This window comes from Thalassotalea sp. ND16A (genome assembly GCF_000764205.1).
GTDB lineage: Bacteria > Pseudomonadota > Gammaproteobacteria > Enterobacterales > Alteromonadaceae > Thalassotalea_A.
In genome coordinates this window covers 1-16,066 of sequence record NZ_JQDZ01000033.1, presented here as the reverse complement: position 1 = coordinate 16,066, position 16,066 = coordinate 1, and the positions used below count along the sequence as shown (strand labels likewise).

The window sequence follows — 16,066 nt, the reverse complement described above, 5'->3', positions numbered from 1 at the left end:
AAGGTACGCACAATAATATTTACGTGTTTACAATCAATTAAATAATAAAGACATTTACTATGAGTCGAATTACCGTCAGTACACTGCAACAGATGAAAGATGCGGGCGAAAAAATTTCCACGATTACCGCCTACGACGCCAGCTTTGCCCGCCAATTTGATAACGCCGGTATCCATGCTATTTTAATTGGCGATTCTTTAGGTATGGTATTGCAGGGCGAATCGGATACCTTACCGGTATCGGTTGATGATATTTGCTATCACACTCGTTGTGTACGCAATGGCGTTAACAACACTCTGGTGTTGTCTGATTTACCGTTTATGTCTTATGCCACACCAGAGCAGACTTATGCCAATGCGGCAAAATTAATGCAGGCAGGGGCTAATATGGTCAAACTCGAAGGTGGTGCCTGGTTGTATGAAACCGTACGCGGATTAGTTGACCGCAGTGTGCCCGTATGTGGACATTTAGGCTTAACACCACAATCGGTAAATGTTTTTGGCGGCTTTAAAGTGCAAGGCCGTAATAGCAAAAAAGCAGAAGAAATGATCGACCATGCCAAGGGGTTAGAAGCTGCCGGTATTCAATTATTGGTATTAGAATGTATTCCAACCGAACTGGCAAAAGCCATCACCGATGCGGTATCAATTCCGGTAATAGGAATAGGTGCAGGTAATGTTACCGATGGTCAAATATTGGTAATGCATGATGCTCTGGGTATTTCGTACGGGAAAGTTCCTAAATTCTCACGTAACTTTCTCGCCGAAACGGGCAATATCGAAGATGCGATAAAACTTTACATCAAGGATGTAAATTCCGGTACTTTCCCGGCCCCTGAACATGGCTTTAGCTAATAGCGCAGCAGTTATGATGAAAACAGTTAGTCAAACTACCGAACTGCGCCAGCAAATCTCTGCCTGGCGCAAACAAGGCCTGAAAATTGCGTTTGTGCCTACTATGGGCAATTTACACGCTGGCCATATTTCACTGGTTGCCGAAGCGCATAAGCATGCAGATAAAATTGTTGCCAGTATTTTTATCAATCCGATGCAGTTTGCTGCCAATGAAGATATTGGTAACTATCCACGTACCATGGATGCCGATAAAAAGAAGCTAATTGCTGCCAACACAGATTTATTGTTTACTCCTACTGCCGATATCATTTATCCGAAAGGCTTAGATAAACAATCCTATGTGGAAGTGCCAAATGTCTCTGATGGTTATTGTGGCGAATCACGCCCTGGGCATTTTCGCGGCGTATCCACCGTAGTGTGTAAACTATTTAATCTGGTACAACCTGATGTTGCCTGCTTTGGTTTAAAAGATTATCAACAGGTGCAAGTTATCCAAACCATGGTGGAAGATTTGTCGATGCCAATTGAGATCATTCCAGTCGCTACCATGCGTGAACAATCAGGCTTGGCGATGAGTTCTCGCAATAATTATTTAACCGCTGAAGAAAAAGTCACCGCGGCGACGTTAAATAAAACCATGCGCTGGTTAGCTGAGCAACTCAAAAGTAATAAAGATTTTTCGGCGTTAATGGCACAGGCCAAAGAAAAAATAGATGCCAGTGGCATGAAAACCGACTACATCCATATTAGCCATGCCCGTACACTAAACCCTGCTACTGCCGATGATAACGACATTGTGATTTTAGCGGCAGCACATTGCGGTAAGGCTCGTTTGATCGATAATATACAAGTGAAGTTGTAAATTTATTTCAGGACAGGGCAACATTTATAAACAAAAAGGTCAGCAACGCTGACCTTTTTTAATTCACGGATGAATTCACCTAGAATTGCCATGGATGGTGTAAATTCTGTTAATTCATCGATGAATTCCTGAAATCGACTTAGTTAACTCGAGCCAAGATTTGTGGTAAAAAATTCAAGCTTTCTGCGGCAATCTGTTTTTGTTCTACCAATACCTCTTGTAAGATATCATGAGTGGTTAGAGGATTTGCTAACACAACCCGGAATACCAACACTTTTCGGCCTTGGTAATGATTGACCTCAATGCGAGTACGGGAAACAAAGGATTTACCGTTTTCACGCTGCCGTTTTTGAATAAACTTGGTAAGCTTGTCCAACAGCACATTTATTTCTTCTTGTCGCTCTGCATTGGCATTGGCAAGAAACTGTTGTACGGCTTGTGGTGCATAACGGTAGGTTAATAAACAGAGTTCCGGTTTTGATATCAACTCGAAATCGTCATCCTGTTCGATCAGTTCAGCAAAATGTTTTGCTTTTTCTATACTTTGGTTGATTAACATTTCATACCCCGGACGAGAAATGATATGCATGCTGGCATATAACATCATTGCCATACCAGGGCGTGACCCTTCAAGGGTATGTGAACCTAAATCTTTTGAGCCTTTACGCAAGATGTATTCGGCGTGATGCTCAATGGTGGAGACGGATTCTGAGTCTTTAAAGACCACCAAACCAGCGCCCATTGGCACATACATTTGTTTGTGCGCATCAATCGTTACCGAATCTGCCAACTCGATGCCATCGAGTAAAGTACGATACTTATTCGAAAGCAGCGTTGCTCCGCCCCAGGCCGCATCGACATGAAAATGACAGTTAAAACGCTTGGCAATATCAGCCATATCTCTTAACGGGTCAATGTTGCCAGTTTCGGTGGTGCCGGCAACGCCGACAATACTCATCACTTTTATTTTTTGTGCCTCTAGGCGAGCGCATTCTTGTGCTAGCGCCTGAGTATCGATACGGTTATTGTTATCGGTTTTAATGGAAATAACGCTATCGCGGCCTAAACCTAAGATGTCGGCGGCCTTTTTCAACGAATAATGGCCGCGTTCAGAAACCAATATGGCGATACCTGCGTAGCCATAATGTTTAAGCGCTTGAAACAAGCCTTGTTGAGCAATTCCCTTGAAAACGCCATCGGCTTTTAACAGGTTGTTACGGGCAACCCAAAGGGCAGTAATATTGGCGACCGTACCACCAGAGCAAAATGCGCCTAAAGAATGTGCCGCGCTATGCATCAATTTTTGATAAAAACCATCAGCTTGCTGATACACCATGCGATGCATCATCCCTAAAACTTGCCGCTCTAACGGGGTAAAGGCTTTCGAGGTTTCTATTTTTACCAGGTTTTGGTTCATGCCTGTCATTAACTTTGACAATGGCAACTGAAAATATGGCAGTGCCGAAGTCATGTGACCAATAAAGCTTGGCGATGAGGTATGTACCGATTGCGAGATTAATTTATCTAACAGGTGATGGGTATGATCAGACACATATTGGGGTTGTTCAGGTATCTTTGAATCGGCAAAATCTTTTTCAATTTCGGCTAATGGCTTTTCCGTAGCAACGATGTGGTTACCGAGAAAACCATTAAGATTTTGCGAGATCTCAGCTTCAATACGACCCAATGTTGAATCGGGCGCCTCGGGAATTGTAAAAATTTGATGTAATGATTCTGGCGTGGCTTGTGCGACGCGTTTTTTATTTGTCATGACTTACCAAACACAAACCTGAAATCACTCCCTGAAGGTTTACATATATTTAAAAACAGTAGGCTGAACTTTAATAAATATTGGCGAAAATGTCTTGTTATTTTAAGGCTTTTGTCGCAATTTTCTACAATTTAGCCGATAAAGACCAACATTGCTGGCCACTGGCCTGATACTTGGCTTCAAACGGCGTTAATGGCTGTGCTTGCGCAAGCTCATTTAGCTCAGATTCAATCCCTGCTAACGCCAAAGCAGATTGAAATTCTTGCAGGTATAAACACCAGTTACTTCTTAGTTCCAGGGTTTTTCCTACTTTAATGATATAGGGAAATACTGCACTGCCATGCCAGCGTCTTTTTACATGTTTTGATTTTGGCCAGGGATTAGGATAAAGAATGAAGTGCTTGTCAACATCCCAGTTAGCCGCCACCACTAATCGGTAGAAATCATTCAAATCGGCTCGCACCAACTGGTAATTATCCACCTGCCATGAATCTTCAACATTGCGGCTAATGCGATTATCCGATTTATCAACGCCTATCACCAGAGCATCAGGGTTTTGCTTGGCGATAATGCGAGTACTTTGCCCTACGCCACAACAAGAATCTAAGATGATCGGTCCATCGAACGCTTTTACCTTGGCATCAATTTCTGCAAATGCTTGTTTGGTATGTAGCGATATCGGCTTTTGAAACTCTGTATTTAAGTGCTTATGAACGATACCAGCCAGGCTTTCATGGATGCCCGGCTGATTGCTTATAATTGCTTTTGAATCACCAAATGACATTAGCTGCGCAACCCTATACCTTTTGAAATTAACACCATGGCAATGGTAAACAGCGTCACAATGAATAGCGAAATTACGGTAAATGCGACCGTCAACGAGACGTCACTGATGCCCAAAAAACCATAACGAAAGGCATTAACCATATAGACAATAGGATTAATTTGCGACACCCCTTGCCAAAATTCCGGCAATAAACTTATCGAGTAAAAAACCCCACCTAAATAGGTGAGTGGCGTTAAAATAAAGGTTGGAATTATCGAGATATCGTCAAAACTGCCGGCAAAAATCGCGTTAATGAGCCCGCCCAAAGCAAACACAGCCGAAGTAAGCATGACAGTAATAATGATCACCGCAATGTTATGAACTTGGATATCAACAAATAACAAAGAAACTAGAGTTACAATTGATCCGACCAAGATACCTCGACACATGCCGCCACCGACATACCCCGCCACGATAACCCAGTTAGGCACTGGCGCCACCAGCATTTCTTCGACGTTACGCTGCCATTTCGCACTGAAAAAAGAGGAAGCTACATTGGAATATGAGTTGGTGATCACCGACATCATAATAAGGCCAGGGACAATAAATGACATGTAGTCAAAGCCGCCCATTTCACCGATACGTTTACCAATTAATGAACCAAAAATGACAAAATATAAACTGATGGTGATCGCTGGTGGTACTAAAGTTTGTACCCAAATACGCATAAAGCGATGAATTTCTTTGTATAGGATACTGGCTAACGCCACTCGATTTCTAAAGCTCACCATCATTAATTTCCTTTCACTTTAGCGGCGGTATTATTCGCCACTAAGGTGACAAACAATTCTTCGAGACGATTTGATTTGTTGCGCATACTTTGCACACTAATGCCTTGCTCTGTTAATTGTAAAAACACATCGTTTATTGATTGTGATTTATCAACATCGACTTCAAAAGTATGATCGTCAATTAAACGGCTCGGATACTCTGCTAACGTTGGTGTTTGTTTAGTTGGGGCTATATCTAACACGAACGTTTCCAGGTGTAATTTCGCCAATAACGCTTTCATGCTGGTATTTTCAACAATCAGGCCCTGATCAATAATGGCAATATTACGACACAGCATTTCCGCTTCTTCGAGATAATGTGTGGTCAGAATGATGGTGATTCCTTCGGCATTTAACTCTCGCAGGTAATCCCACATGTGGCGACGCAATTCAATATCGACACCGGCCGTTGGCTCATCGAGTATTAACACTTGCGGCTCATGCATCAGTGCTCTTGCGATCATCAACCGTCGTTTCATACCACCAGAAAGGTTGCGGGACGGTTCATCTTTTTTATCCCATAAATCTAATTGCTTGAGATATTTTTCGGCACGTTGATATGCTAATAGCCTAGGCACGCCATAGTAGCCAGCCTGATTGACCAATATTTTTATCGGGGCTTCAAACTGATTAAAATTAAATTCTTGTGGCACTAAACCAAGGAAACTTTTTGCCGTATCGAGCTCATTATCTATGTCATGGCCAAATACTTTTACTGTACCCGCAGTTTTATTTACCAGTGACGTGATCACCCCGATAGTCGTTGACTTACCGGCGCCGTTTGGTCCAAGCAAGGCAAAAAAATCACCTTGTTTTACCTCTAAATCGAGCCCCTTAACGGCTTGAAACCCGCCTTTATACGTTTTTTTTAAGCCAGAAATTTGCAAGGCTGCTTGCATAGTTTATACCTCTTACGCGTGAGGTATTATTATGTGGGCTATTGTTAGTATTTCAAGGTGATATACCAATCTACATAAAGATATAGTCAACTCAGTGTTTATCAAACGCTCGAGAACAATCAAAATTTGAAGTAGATAGTTACTCTATCTTCTTTAAATTTTGGGCCGTTATCGTGGGTTTGATAAACACCCAAAGGGCGATGTTAAAAGAGTTTTATGCTGCGTTAAACATTTTTTCAGTGGAATAACCACAGTACAAAATGAAAGCCTTGCCTAAAACTCTTTTACCGATCGCTGAGTGACTATATATTTATGCAGAATGGTATTATATTGGCATTTGTTATATTCGTTTTGATAATTTAAGTGATGATTGATAAACCGACACTAGTACAGGCCATAATGACTAAGCTCGAGTTGGAACTTAGCAATGCGATAACTGCTGCAGAAACCGCCAGGTTAGCGGCTACCGACGATGAAAGCGCGGCAGAAACTCAATATGACACACTTGGCCTTGAAGCATCTTATTTGGCGCATGGGCAATCTGAGCGGGCGGAATTAATAAAGCAGCAAATTCTGCAATATCAAAAATTGGTTATGAAAACGTTTGATCAGGATGATGAGATAGCTTTAGGCGCGGTAATTGAATTGAGTGCTCCAAACAAGCACAAAACAATTTATTTTATTGGCCCGAGCGCCGGGGGCTTAAAGCTGTGTTTAAGTGCAGGTGAAATCTTTGTGATCACGCCACAATCACCGCTAGCGCAACAGTTAATCGGCAAATTTCAATTTGACCAAATCAACCTGCCGGGGCACAATCAGCGAGCCGGAACATGCAGTGAAATAGTTGCTGTGTATTAACTTAATTTTGTTAATACAGCTGCGCTCTTAGGTCGGCAATATCAATCACTTTTTCATCAATTTTCAAGTAGGCTACAGAGTCAGAATAAACGATAGTAGATTCAATCACACCTTTAGTTTTGGCTAGTTTACTCGCTAACGTCTGGGCATGAAGCTCGTCATCAAAATTAATTTTAAAGCTGATATTTTTCGATTTTTTAACCTCACTCATGCCCAAAGCAAAGATAAGCCAGACGACCAATAAGCCCGCACTGAATAGAAATACGCTAGAAGGGGCAAAGTAGGTTTGCACGGTTCCGCCGGCCAAGCCACCAATGAACGCGCCAAAAAACTGACTGCTGGAAAAAACGCCCATTGCAGAGCCTTTATCACCCGCAGGGGCAATTCTTGATAAGGTAGAGGGCATTGTCGCTTCTAAGTAATTAAAGGCGGCAAAAAACATCACCACAAACAGTACCATGAAATAAAAATCATCATGTTTTTGCCAAAGTAATAACAAACTCATAGTCATCAACACAATGGCACTACAAAACACTAATTTTTCTTTATTTTTCTTAATTGCCCAGATCATGAAGGGTACCATGATGGCAAAAGAGAGTAATAATGCCGGCAAATATAAACGCCAATGATCACTCACGGCAAAACCAGTATTGATTAACATTAACGGCAAGGCGACAAACATCGCCGTTAATGCCACATGTAAAATGAACACACCAAGGTTTAAACGAAACAATTGTGGGTGCTTGATTAAATTGAGCAGTTTATTAGGAATGGCAACATGATCACCTTTGGGAGCCGTATTGATGGAACTCGGCACCACAAACAGCACTAACAAGATACCCGTCACAGATAATATAGCAGTTAAATAGAACAATCCTGCCAGGCCGAAACTGCCTGCAACTATGGGACCTAACACCATGGCAACAGCAAATGACAAACCGATAAACATACCGATAGTTGCCATCACTTTCGGCCGCTGTTCTTCGCGACTTAAATCTGCCGCCAATGCCAAAGTCGCACTGGCAATTGCCCCCATGCCTTGTATTGCCCGACCAAATACAACACCATAGACCGATTCAGACAGAGCCGCGATGATACTGCCCAGGCAAAACAACACCAGGCCGCCAATTATCACCGGTTTTCTACCAATCCGGTCGGACAGTATCCCCATAGGAATTTGCAATAACGCTTGGGTTAAACCGTAAGCGCCAATTGCCAAGCCCAGCCACATCGGGCTATAGCCTTCTAATTCAACACCATAAATAGCGAACACGGGCAAAATCATAAATAAGCCGATCATGCGCATGCCAAATACCGTGGCGAGCGAAAGTGAGGCTTTCTTTTCAATACTGTTTAAACCGGTAACACTCATATAATTGCGGGACTATAAAAAAAAATTAGCTTATTTTACCTTAAGCGTTCTCAGGTTACACCATAGAAGTGACGATTATTCGATTTAGATCAACGGCTATACCAATTTGATTAAAAATGAGCAGATATTTATTCAACTTGGTTATACATGTGTTCACCTAACTTTTCGCGTATATCATCTGTTATGGCCTTTGATTTTTGCGTTTGATAGCAAAAGTTCACCATGGTAGCGGTTCCCGATACGCATTTTTTAGCCTGTTGCCAAATTTCCTGATAAACCTGAAACGAAGAATTACCCAGCTTGGAGATGTAGGTTTTTATTTCAACTTCCTGTTGATAATACAGTTGGCCATGAAACTCAATTTCTGTTTTCGCTAAAATTAATGGCCACTGACTTAAGTCAAGATCAGGCAGAAACAGTTTGAAAATTTCATCTCGGGCCCCTTCAAACCAAATTGGGATGGCGGTGTTGCTGATGTGCCCTAAAGCATCGGTATCGCTAAACCGTGGTTTCATTTTTTCAAAAAACATAAGTGCATACTATTTTATTAAGCGTGCTGCTAATTTAGCAGAAATAAGGCATAGTATGGCAATAAATACCAATTCAATTTTCATTAATATCAAGTATTAACCCTATGACCGATTTTATCGAAGTATACGAAAATGCATTGCCCGCAGATTTCTGTAAAAACCTTATAAAACAATTTGAAGATAGTCCGCATAAAACGCCAGGGATCACTGGCGGTGGCCTTGATAAGAGTAAAAAAGACAGTAATGATGTTTACTTAAATCAACATGCCGAGTTTCATCAACCATTACAAACGGTGTTACATGCCACGGCCAAATGCATGGCGGATTACGTTAATAAGTATTATTTCAGCTTAATCAGCGGCATTAGCTTAACCCTGAAGCATCCTGTCACTGGTGTACCAACATTATTGACCACCGACAATTATGAGCAAATTGCTAAACCTAACATTATGAATTTAATGCAGTATATGTTTCGATTGGCGCCAATTAATGCGCAAAAATACGATAAGGGTAAAGGTAATTATGGCTATTGGCATTCGGAGATATTTCCACAACCGAATGGTAACGAACCGCTGCATCGGGTATTGCTGTTTTTAATTTATTTAAATGATGTTGAAGAAGGCGGAGAAACTGATTTCTTTTATCAACAAAAGAGTGTCAAGCCTAAGGCTGGAAGCATAGTTATCGCACCATGTGGTTTTACCCACACTCATCGCGGTAACGTACCGGTGTCGTCCGATAAATACGTACTCACATCGTGGATGTTATTTAACAAAGCCGAGCAAATTTATACCTAAAAGCAGGTACAGGGTACGAGGTACAAGGTACAAGCTGATTGCGTGGAAGAGGAGATATGCTGCGAGCACCGGGCAACTGGCTACGGGCAGTAGGGTTGATGCTATGTATTAATCGATATTCCAAAGCTAGGTACAGATCCCAGAAATATAAAAATAAACTCATTTGTCACTAATGCGATCTGCTAGTAGCTAAAAGCTAGTAGCACTTCGATATAGGTACAGGCAGTAGGGTTGCTATTATGATTCAATAGTTACTCCTAAGCTAGTTCAACCCCCAGCAATATAACAATACCTTCACTTGTCGCTAACGTGAACTGCCCGTAGCCCGTAGCTAGTAGCTTTTCTGTTAAATCTAAACTATCTATTCGCCTACTCAGGCTGCCTGTACCCTGTACCTCGTACCCTGTACCTGTCTCCTACAAAAATCGCTTCAATATCCTGCCAAATTGAGTAATTTTAATTTTTCTCAATAATTCACGGGGTTTATCCGGGTAATCTCTAACCGCTTCAATATCATCTACTGAAGTTACCCGATTAGTATTGGCTAAAATCATGGCAAGCTCCTTGTGCCAGCTATCTTTAAGTTGCTGCTGCTTATCACATAGCAATAAACCATTTTCTAAATCCAGGCTCCATGCCCTGGGGTTTAAATTGCTGCCGGTAATTAAGTGATAAGTATCATCGGCGACAATGCCTTTTAAATGGTAACTATTGCTGCCATCTTGCCATAAATGTACATTTAACTGGCCTTTATCGATATATGCCTGATTACGCTTAATGAAAACACGTAACAACATTTCATAAATATAGGGCACTATGCCGATGGTAGAAAATTTTTCAGGTTCGGCAATATAAAAGTCATTGGCTTTTTTATCACCAACAACAATGGTGACTTGTACACCTTTCTTTAATGCTTTGGATAGGTCGCCAGCCAGTGCTTTTGGTAAGTTAAAATATGGGGTAAAGACTACCAGTTTATTGGTTGCCACTTTAAATACCGAGCGTGCAGTAAGATTTAACTGGTTTCCTCTGCCACCTAAGCCCACTAAAGGGGTGATGATCAAATCATTCTGCATGCTAGTGTCACTAGTTACTGTATATTTCGATCGATTTAACACACGCTTTAGCTGTTTAATCAGTCCTTTCATCTGCCTTTTATCAGGCACAATGCTTTGGTTAATCTTCGGTGTGCATTGGCTGTTAATAAAGTAAGTGGTTAAGTAATTGACGAAACTGTTAGCCAAAGAGACATTGCTAAACTTATGGTAGCGGTCACAACGGTATCTATCTTTTTCATGCAAATAAATATTATTAATACTGGCGCCACTGAATAACAGCGTGTCATCTATGACAAAGCCTTTTAGGTGCAAAACCCCCAAAAATTCTCTTTGTTTCACCGCGACACCATAAATATTGATGTCATGCTCATATTGTGCGCTTAAATCTAGATAAAGCTGGCGGTTACCTAATGATTTTTTCTCACCAATTAAACCACGCTGAGCCCGGTGAAAATCAACGAAAAGGCAAACATCCAGCTCTGGATTTTCTTGTTTCGCAGCAAAGATGGCATGCAATATCTCTCGTCCTGCGTCGTCATCTTGCAAATAGAGTGCAGTGATATAAATCCGCTGTCTGGCACTTTTAATCAGCTGTAACAGCTCAACTTTGAACTGTTTGGCCGAGTATAAAAATTCAACGTCACTGGCATTTAACGGAATGGAGTCTTTAATAGATAACTTACTATTGCGGGAAAAAATCATTGAGCTTTATTTATTATTGATAGTTTTTTGATTATAAACATAAATTTAAAAAGGTACTAGGTTTATAGGATATTTGACTATAATCATAGAAGCTCGACAATAATATGAATAAATGTATGAGGTACTCTTGGCCAAAATATTTACTTTGCTATTAATCTTTTTTTTAATTTCATCAAATGCATTTGCAAATAAAATTACCATAAACCTAAGTTCAGGCTTACCAGCAGCTGGAATAGTTGTGTATCTTACTGCCAAGCAAAATACCGCTGAAATTAAAGCCGCAAAGAAATTATTTCATCAATCTCCTACTACCATCAGTCAGCATCAGAAAAAATTTGCTCCGTATTTTACTGTTGTTACCACAAATACTGATGTTACCTTTGATAATTTGGATGATATTACTCACCATATCTACTCAGTTAATGCTGACAGCCAATTCGATTTTAAGTTACGAAAAGGTTCAACTGAAAAATCCTTATCGTTTAATAAACAACAATCAATAAGTATGGGGTGCAATATCCATGACTGGATGGCGGGTCATTTATTAGTATTAGATACACCATTTTATGGCATCACAGATGAAAAAGGACGGTTAAAATTCACTGCGTTACCAAAAGGTAACTATATTCTGTCACTTTATCATCCACAACTGAAACAAACCGACTTAGAAGATAAGCACGAGATACAACTCCCCCTGAATCAAACCTATAAATTAACATTACAAAGGCAAATGGCGGAAACACCACCACAACAAAGCCTGGATGATTTTGATTTTGTCGAAAACTATTAATCAAGTGAAAATTAAACAGATGATGCCGCTGAACAGTTTAAAAAGTCGAATCACTTTACTCTTTATTTTGTTATTAATAGCGGTACAGGCTGTTTCCTTTATTGCGACACACTCATCAAACGAAAGACTGGAAAATCAACAACTTAAATCTCAACTTACCCAAGCTGAAACACTTTTGAAAAATGAGATCAAGAAAAGCAATTATTACCTAACAGCATTCGCGGTAACGGTAGCGAAAGATTACGGCTTGAAGCAAATGTTAGGGGAAGATACGCGTAGTTTACTGGTGGCTCTAAATAATCATCGTCAGCGTATCGATGCGGATATTTCGTTTGCCTTTAACCAGCAAAGAGTGGTTATTGGCGAGTTACTGGTTAAAGAGCCAAACGAAAAAAACAAAAAAATTACCATGGGTGAGCAAATAAATACCGAGTTTAGCCACCCTCAATGGCTCACCAATGAACCGGTAAGTGTATACTATCAATTAAACGAGAGCGTGTATCAATTGGTTATTGCTCCGATAAACAGTGGCGATATGGTGGTTGGTCACATCGCTTTTGGTTATTTAATTAATGATCGCTTAGCTCGGACGATTTCCGACTCTACAGATTTCAGCGTTGGCTTTGGTTTATCAGGTAATTCAACCTGGCATTGGCTTGCATTACATGACACAGAAGCTGAAACAACAAATTCCAGCATCGAACAAACTGATTTTTCACCTTTGCTCAGCAACATTTCACAAACCTATATGTTTGCTAACCATCCATTAGGGACGGTCGACGGGTTAAAGCTTAGTGCAACCACATTTCAATTACGATCTAATTTAACCGCAGCGATCAAAAAAGACGGCAGCCAAATACTACTATTAATCTCTATTACCATGCTCCTGTCTTTGTTAGGAGCATACATTATTGCTATCAGCCTGACCGCGCCTTTGCGACAACTTGTTTTATTTAGTAGTAATATTGCCAAGGGCGATTACCACAGTAAAATTACGGTCGGTAGCACAGAAGAGCTTAACAAGCTTGCATTACAATTTGAAAAAATGCAGCAAGCGATTAAAGACAGAGAAGATGCCATAACCAAGCAAGCGTATCAGGACAGTCTCACCCAATTACCGAATCGCAATCAATTTCACCGAGATATGATGGATATCGGACACCCATTTTTGCTATGTCAGCTTAGCATTCGAAGGCTAGCCAATATCAATGATACATTAGGGCATGATGTTGGTGACCAGGTTATTTTGGAAGTGACTAAACGATTAAAAACACTGGAAATACCTCTATATCAAGTCTCTGGTAACGTATTATTGCTGCGCTGGGATAATGAAACAAATATCAAATTATGTGTTAACCAAATAAATTCCGTCATAGAGCCAATATTTTCATATCAAAATATCGCCTTGCATTTGCAAATTAATATTGGCCTTACTGAAAGCGAAGGCTCACCACAAGCCGATCAATTGTTAAAGGAAGTCGATTCGGCGATGCAAATTTCCAAACGGAAAAATTTGCTGTATCAGCTTTATAATCGTCAGATAGATTTTAATACCCTAGATCGATTGCAATTAATAAATCGGCTGAAATCGGCCATTGAAAACGACGAGTTTACCCTACATTATCAGCCTAAATTAAACCTGAAAACATCCACCGTTGAAGGTGTTGAAGCGTTAGTAAGATGGGAGCATCCGGTTAACGGACTTATTCATCCAGACACTTTTATTCATATAGCCGAGCAAACAGGACAAATGAATGCTTTGTCTTTATGGGGGATTGATAAAGCAATAGAGCAATATTTTATTTGGCAAGCAAAAGGCATAAAGCTGCAAATTGCGGTAAATATATCGCCTCAAAACTTGCTCAATGAAAATTTTTGCAATTTATTAATCAACAAATTGTGTGGTTCTGAAAAATTACATCAGGCCATTACTCTTGAAATTACCGAAGATGCTTTTTTAGATCATTCATCCAAAGCCGCTGAGAATATCACTTTACTACGTAATAAAGGGATCTACTTGTCTATAGATGACTACGGCACTGGGTATTCAACATTAGCACAGTTGCGGAACCTCCCGGTAGAAGAGCTTAAAATAGACCGCTGCTTTATCCAAAATTTAACCCAGCACGGAGTTGACCAATTAATTGTAAGTTCGACAATTAAACTTGCTCATCGACTTAACCTAACGGTTGTTGCCGAAGGTGTCGAAGATCAACAAACGCAGGAATGGTTAATAGAACAAGGCTGCGAAAAAGCACAAGGATACTTTATAAGCAGACCTTTATCTGCTCGCGATTTTGACTCTTGGTTAACGAAGTCGTCATATTCATGCAACTACATTACCAGCTAAATTAAATTTACCATGAAGATAATAACAATAATACCACTGTGCTTGTTGACTCTGACAACCGCTGCCGCTGAACATAAGTTCTCCGGATTAATCGATGTTGGTTTTAACTACGTTGATGGTGTTGATTCACACATAAACGGCCATTATGGAAAATTTCGTTTCGATAACCACGAGACTCTTTCGTTAAGCCAGGCAATCGCTAATTATCAAGTCGATTTTGACAATCCAGTGTCTTTCAATACGACTTTGATGGCTTATGCCGACGGTCATAAAGATGAGGTCGGCATATTAGAGACACAATTGCGTTATCAAGGCTTACCAAATCAAAGTGGTCATCGATTTAACGCTCGAGCAGGTATCATGTATCCCAAAATATCACTCGAGAATAATGCCATTGGCTGGACCTCTCCGGCAACAATAACCAACTCAACCATGAACAGTTGGATTGGTGAAGAGCTTCGTCATGCCGGATTGGAGCTCAATTGGGATTGGTTAGGAAAATTTCATCAAAGCCCACACGATTTTGGTTTAACTGCATCGGTTTATAAAAATAACGATACGGTGGGCACACTACTGTCATGGCGCGGCTGGACCTTAAGCAACAGGCAAACTTTGTGGCACGAAAAATTACCACTGCCACCGGTTAAAGCAAGATTTGGTGGCTGGCTTAGGTTTCAAGCCGCCGACACTGACCCCTTTATCGAACTTGACCATCGCTATGGCTTTGAAGTTAATGGTCGCTGGCAATGGCAAAATCGCTTAAAAATTAACGTTGGCGCCTATGACAATAATGCGGATACCAGAATAGTAAAAAATGGCCAGTTCGCCTGGGATACTCGTTTTTACCATTTTGGCTTCAAACATAAATCTTCTAACAATTTGGTTATTTTAGGCCAGTTTTTGTCTGGTGATACATTGATGAGTTCACCGCGAGGAAAGACGCTTGTTGATAATGACTACCAGACAGGATATTTAAGCTTGCGTTACCAATTACAGCAGCAAAAAATCAGTGTCCGATTTGAGGAATTTTCAGTAACCGATAATGACTCTTCTGAAGACGATGATAATAATGAATACGGCAAGGCATTTACCGCTTCTTACCAATATCGCATCAGTAAGCCATTATTTGTTCAGGCAGAATTTAATTGGCTAAATAGCAACAGGCCGGCAAGAGCTTATGCATTTAAACCGGTAAAACTGGTGGAACGACAAGTGCAATTGGTGGTCAGGTATTATTGGTAAAAAAGGTACAGGGTACGGGGTACAAGGTACAGGCTGTTAGCGTGGACGATTAGATCGTTTAGATTTAACAGATAAGCTGCGGGCATCGGGCTACGAGCAACGGGCAGTTCGCGTTAGCGATAAGTGAAGTGGTTTGTATATTATGAGTTTTAAAAATAGCTTTGAAAGCTCACTGTCAAATAGGGAGGTTCCAAATCAAGTTTGGAATGACGGTGTACTTTTTCTTAGAATATTGGAGTTTTAACGGTATTTGTTTATTTACACCACGTCATATAAAAGAAGAAGCCCCTAAATAAATTATTACTTAAGGGCTAAGCTAGAGTGAGAAGAAGAGGCTAAGACGTCAAAAGCTTTTAGCTTCTCGGGATGCAAAAGCCTCTTCTTA

The 16,066-nt window shown here is 40.6% G+C and carries 14 protein-coding genes; 7 read left to right on the top strand and 7 right to left on the bottom strand.

The genetic code is table 11. The features are described 5' to 3' along the window. The first annotated feature begins 59 nt into the window (after nt 1–59). Nucleotides 60–854 (top strand): 3-methyl-2-oxobutanoate hydroxymethyltransferase, encoded by a 795-nt coding sequence (gene panB / locus ND16A_RS13320; RefSeq protein ID WP_033076784.1) that lies wholly within the window; start codon nt 60–62, stop codon nt 852–854. A gap of 16 nt (nt 855–870) precedes the next feature. Beyond that, on the top strand, nt 871–1,716 hold the full coding sequence (gene panC, locus ND16A_RS13325; protein ID WP_033076800.1) for a pantoate--beta-alanine ligase: 846 nt from the start codon (nt 871–873) through the stop codon (nt 1,714–1,716). Nucleotides 1,717–1,855: 139 nt separating this feature from the next. Here the strand turns inward: panC and panP are convergent, their stop codons facing one another. The 4 genes from panP to ND16A_RS13345 all read right to left on the bottom strand — a co-directional run bounded on the left by panP (nt 1,856) and on the right by ND16A_RS13345 (nt 5,982). Continuing rightward, nucleotides 1,856–3,487, bottom strand: a complete 1,632-nt coding sequence (gene panP / locus ND16A_RS13330) for a pyridoxal-dependent aspartate 1-decarboxylase PanP (RefSeq protein ID WP_033076783.1) — start codon at nt 3,485–3,487, stop codon at nt 1,856–1,858. Nucleotides 3,488–3,611: 124 nt separating this feature from the next. After that, entirely contained in the window at nt 3,612–4,271 is a 660-nt protein-coding gene (trmB, locus tag ND16A_RS13335) for a tRNA (guanine(46)-N(7))-methyltransferase TrmB (protein ID WP_033076782.1), read from the bottom strand. Further along, the gene (locus ND16A_RS13340; RefSeq protein ID WP_033076799.1) at nt 4,271–5,044 is read right to left on the bottom strand and encodes an ABC transporter permease; all 774 of its coding nucleotides are present in this window, start codon (nt 5,042–5,044) and stop codon (nt 4,271–4,273) included. The genes trmB and ND16A_RS13340 overlap by 1 nt, the downstream gene beginning before the upstream one ends. 2 nt (nt 5,045–5,046) lie before the next feature. Beyond that, on the bottom strand, nt 5,047–5,982 hold the full coding sequence (locus ND16A_RS13345; RefSeq protein WP_033076781.1) for an ABC transporter ATP-binding protein: 936 nt from the start codon (nt 5,980–5,982) through the stop codon (nt 5,047–5,049). A gap of 363 nt (nt 5,983–6,345) precedes the next feature. Here ND16A_RS13345 and ND16A_RS13350 point away from each other — a divergent pair, with 363 nt between their 5' ends. Next, nucleotides 6,346–6,840: a hypothetical protein gene (locus tag ND16A_RS13350; RefSeq protein ID WP_235281996.1), complete on the top strand. Its 495-nt coding sequence runs from the start codon at nt 6,346–6,348 to the stop codon at nt 6,838–6,840. 10 nt (nt 6,841–6,850) lie between these two features. On the opposite strand, the gene ND16A_RS13355 is transcribed toward ND16A_RS13350, so the two are convergent. Beyond that, on the bottom strand, nt 6,851–8,212 hold the full coding sequence (locus ND16A_RS13355; protein WP_033076780.1) for an MFS transporter: 1,362 nt from the start codon (nt 8,210–8,212) through the stop codon (nt 6,851–6,853). A gap of 128 nt (nt 8,213–8,340) precedes the next feature. Then, nucleotides 8,341–8,742, bottom strand: coding sequence for an acyl-CoA thioesterase (locus ND16A_RS13360; protein WP_033076779.1), 402 nt, complete (start codon nt 8,740–8,742; stop codon nt 8,341–8,343). A gap of 104 nt (nt 8,743–8,846) precedes the next feature. On the opposite strand from ND16A_RS13360, the gene ND16A_RS13365 reads away from it, so the two are divergent. Continuing rightward, nucleotides 8,847–9,539 carry a 2OG-Fe(II) oxygenase gene (locus tag ND16A_RS13365; RefSeq protein ID WP_033076778.1) on the top strand — a complete coding sequence of 231 codons (693 nt, stop codon included), beginning with the start codon at nt 8,847–8,849 and terminating at the stop codon, nt 9,537–9,539. Between the two features lie 416 nt (nt 9,540–9,955). Here the strand turns inward: ND16A_RS13365 and pssA are convergent, their stop codons facing one another. After that, nucleotides 9,956–11,299, bottom strand: a complete 1,344-nt coding sequence (pssA, locus tag ND16A_RS13370) for a CDP-diacylglycerol--serine O-phosphatidyltransferase (RefSeq protein ID WP_033076777.1) — start codon at nt 11,297–11,299, stop codon at nt 9,956–9,958. 127 nt (nt 11,300–11,426) lie between these two features. Here pssA and ND16A_RS13375 point away from each other — a divergent pair, with 127 nt between their 5' ends. The 3 genes from ND16A_RS13375 to ND16A_RS13385 are packed head-to-tail and all read left to right on the top strand — an operon-like array spanning nt 11,427 to nt 15,681. Beyond that, a complete protein-coding gene (locus ND16A_RS13375) occupies nt 11,427–12,089 on the top strand; it encodes a hypothetical protein (RefSeq protein WP_152593821.1) in 663 nt (220 codons plus the stop codon). Next, complete coding sequence (locus ND16A_RS13380; protein WP_160173491.1) at nt 12,073–14,439, top strand: EAL domain-containing protein; 2,367 nt, start codon at nt 12,073–12,075, stop codon at nt 14,437–14,439. The genes ND16A_RS13375 and ND16A_RS13380 overlap by 17 nt, the downstream gene beginning before the upstream one ends. A 12-nt stretch (nt 14,440–14,451) precedes the next feature. Then, complete coding sequence (locus tag ND16A_RS13385; protein ID WP_033076776.1) at nt 14,452–15,681, top strand: outer membrane beta-barrel protein; 1,230 nt, start codon at nt 14,452–14,454, stop codon at nt 15,679–15,681. Nucleotides 15,682–16,066 lie beyond the last annotated feature (385 nt).

Bases quoted from the DNA above. Each gene is read 5' to 3' on its own strand.
- ND16A_RS13355 (WP_033076780.1), bottom strand. From the start codon at position 8,212: ATGAGTGTTACCGGTTTAAACAGTATTGAAAAGAAAGCCTCACTTTCG.
- trmB (WP_033076782.1), bottom strand. From the start codon at position 4,271: ATGTCATTTGGTGATTCAAAAGCAATTATAAGCAATCAGCCGGGCATC.
- ND16A_RS13360 (WP_033076779.1), bottom strand. From the start codon at position 8,742: ATGTTTTTTGAAAAAATGAAACCACGGTTTAGCGATACCGATGCTTTA.
- panB (WP_033076784.1), top strand. From the start codon at position 60: ATGAGTCGAATTACCGTCAGTACACTGCAACAGATGAAAGATGCGGGC.
- ND16A_RS13345 (WP_033076781.1), bottom strand. From the start codon at position 5,982: ATGCAAGCAGCCTTGCAAATTTCTGGCTTAAAAAAAACGTATAAAGGC.
- ND16A_RS13385 (WP_033076776.1), top strand. From the start codon at position 14,452: ATGAAGATAATAACAATAATACCACTGTGCTTGTTGACTCTGACAACC.
- pssA (WP_033076777.1), bottom strand. From the start codon at position 11,299: ATGATTTTTTCCCGCAATAGTAAGTTATCTATTAAAGACTCCATTCCG.
- ND16A_RS13340 (WP_033076799.1), bottom strand. From the start codon at position 5,044: ATGGTGAGCTTTAGAAATCGAGTGGCGTTAGCCAGTATCCTATACAAA.
- panP (WP_033076783.1), bottom strand. From the start codon at position 3,487: ATGACAAATAAAAAACGCGTCGCACAAGCCACGCCAGAATCATTACAT.
- ND16A_RS13365 (WP_033076778.1), top strand. From the start codon at position 8,847: ATGACCGATTTTATCGAAGTATACGAAAATGCATTGCCCGCAGATTTC.
- panC (WP_033076800.1), top strand. From the start codon at position 871: ATGAAAACAGTTAGTCAAACTACCGAACTGCGCCAGCAAATCTCTGCC.